This is a genomic window from Fibrobacter sp. UWH5, assembly GCF_900142505.1.
Lineage (GTDB): Bacteria > Fibrobacterota > Fibrobacteria > Fibrobacterales > Fibrobacteraceae > Fibrobacter.
Window position 1 is genome coordinate 1 of the sequence record NZ_FRBB01000044.1, and the last position, 2,018, is coordinate 2,018.

General features: G+C 37.9%; 3 protein-coding genes. All 3 read left to right on the plus strand.

Features of this window, described 5'->3' with window-relative positions; translation table 11 throughout:
* Positions 1 to 275: 275 nt before the first annotated feature.
* Complete coding sequence (locus BUB38_RS15565) at positions 276 to 578, plus strand: hypothetical protein (protein WP_073161644.1); 303 nt, start codon at positions 276 to 278, stop codon at positions 576 to 578.
* 291 nt (positions 579 to 869) lie between these two features.
* On the plus strand, positions 870 to 1,787 hold the full coding sequence (locus BUB38_RS15570) for a hypothetical protein (protein ID WP_073161645.1): 918 nt from the start codon (positions 870 to 872) through the stop codon (positions 1,785 to 1,787).
* Positions 1,780 to 2,018 (plus strand): hypothetical protein (locus BUB38_RS16670; RefSeq protein WP_217650902.1); only part of this gene is annotated, 239 nt, incomplete at its 3' end. The genes BUB38_RS15570 and BUB38_RS16670, both read left to right, overlap by 8 nt.

Sequence of the window (2,018 nt, forward strand, 5' to 3'; positions counted from 1 at the left end):
TTGTTTCGGGCCAAACTACAATAAAAATAAAAAAAGATGTGATGAGGAATCACAGGAACAGGTTAGAAGAAAAGTTATCGAAGAATTGAAAAAAAGAGAGGGGAATAAACATCTCAATTTACACATCAGCAAAAAAATTACGTTATAAAAAACAGCTTCACCTAAACAAATTTTACAGACAAATCTACTTTATTTTTTTATCCTACATCTAATTAATCATGGCGTAAAAAATTGAACACAACGAAAAGTTATCGGAAACAAACTGTGCGTTGGATATGTTAACAGAAAAAAAAGGTTTGAATATGGCAAGCAAACTTGCAAAAATAATTTTAGCCTTTGCCGTAGTGATGGCTGTAATGATGGCCGGATGCTCGGAGGATGGAGGAAAACCACAAAAGCTGCAAAAGGAACAACAACTGGAACAACGTCAAGAGCAACAGCAGGTTGAAAAAAATTCGGTGGGTTTGGAAAATGAAAGCAAAGATTCTGTTTTGGGGAACAATGTCAAAAAAAATAAAGTCCTTTTGGGTGGTCCGGAACCTCGTACGCACGGGTGCTTGCAAGGTTGTAGAGGTTAGCCATGTGATGAAGCTGCTCGCTGTGTTCAGCGTAATTGCTCTCACGTCAAAATCAATTGCGAATTGTGACGCTTATGATTCTTACATCACGTTGTCTTTCAAAAACAGCCTTACTTCCCGGGTGAGCGAAATCCAGCCTCTCAGATGAAGATTTGTCTTCTAATGGGACAAATATTTCAATTAGCATAAAGTTATGCTATTCAAAAAAAAACTCCACCTAAACAAAAGTTATAGACAAACACGCACTCATTATTTATTTTATCTACACAACCATGGAGTACAAAATTGAATATGGCAAGCAAACTTGCAAAAATGATTTTGGCATTTGCCGTGATGATGGCTATGATGATCGGATGTTCGGAAAAGAAAGACGTGAATGAAACTCAGTCGGCGGAAATACAATTGACCAGCCCTCCAGCAATTACACCTCACAAGAAAAAGCGAATAATTCCGTTGGACAGCTCCCGGATTGTCACTTATAAGGATTATGACCCGAACGATTCCATCATGGTTGGAGTTAGGGCCTTTATTAGAGCTGAAAAAGAATTTATAAAAAAATGGGAATACGCCAAGGATACGGAACTGTTCATAGATGTGGTCAGCAAAATTTGCAGAAATTTCCGGTCGTGCGCATCTAGATTAGACACAACGGCATACAAAAATGACGTTACATTCATTCTGGACAGCCTTATGCAAAATGACCTTTTGGACAGTGCGATTGAAGCAAGAAAACAGGAGATGAATGGACCTTGTTTTGGCAACAATTACGAAAAAAACTTCAGTTTTTGCAATGAAAAAAAAAATGAAGAAATACGAATAAAAGTCAGAGAGGAAATGAAAAAAAAGAAAGTCCTTTTGGGTGGTCCGGAACCTCGTACGCACGGATGTTTGGATGGCTGTAGGGGCTTGCCATGTGAAGAAAAAGCTCGCTGTGCTCAGCGTAATTGCCCTAACGGCAAATTTAAGTGCGAATTGAAAAATTTGGGCACAACAGACAAGGACAAAAAAATGGATTCTTTAATTGAGGAGAGAGTCAGAGACGCCATGGCAAAAGAACCATTTAAAGCAATGGTTGAAGAACAAAAAAAATTTAACGATTCCCTAGATTTAAGAAAAGACAGAAATACACCTCATAAACCAGGTCCAGAAGGAGTTCTAAGAAAGTTAATTCGAGACTGTATCGAAAAGGGAACATGCACAGATGAATAAAATCATCATTTTCATAATTTTGACATTTTCGTCAGTCCCTTTTGCTATAGAATTTTGCGATAATTTGGATCCGTTCATGAATAATGGATATAGCAAAGATGCTGTCATATCATCTTTAAATCAGGATCGACAAAGCCACTATGCAAACGAATGTTTTTCTGAGGGAGGCGAAGGTTCTCATTTTACATATACGGGAACATGGGTTTCAGAATGTGGAGGGAGTTCATCAAA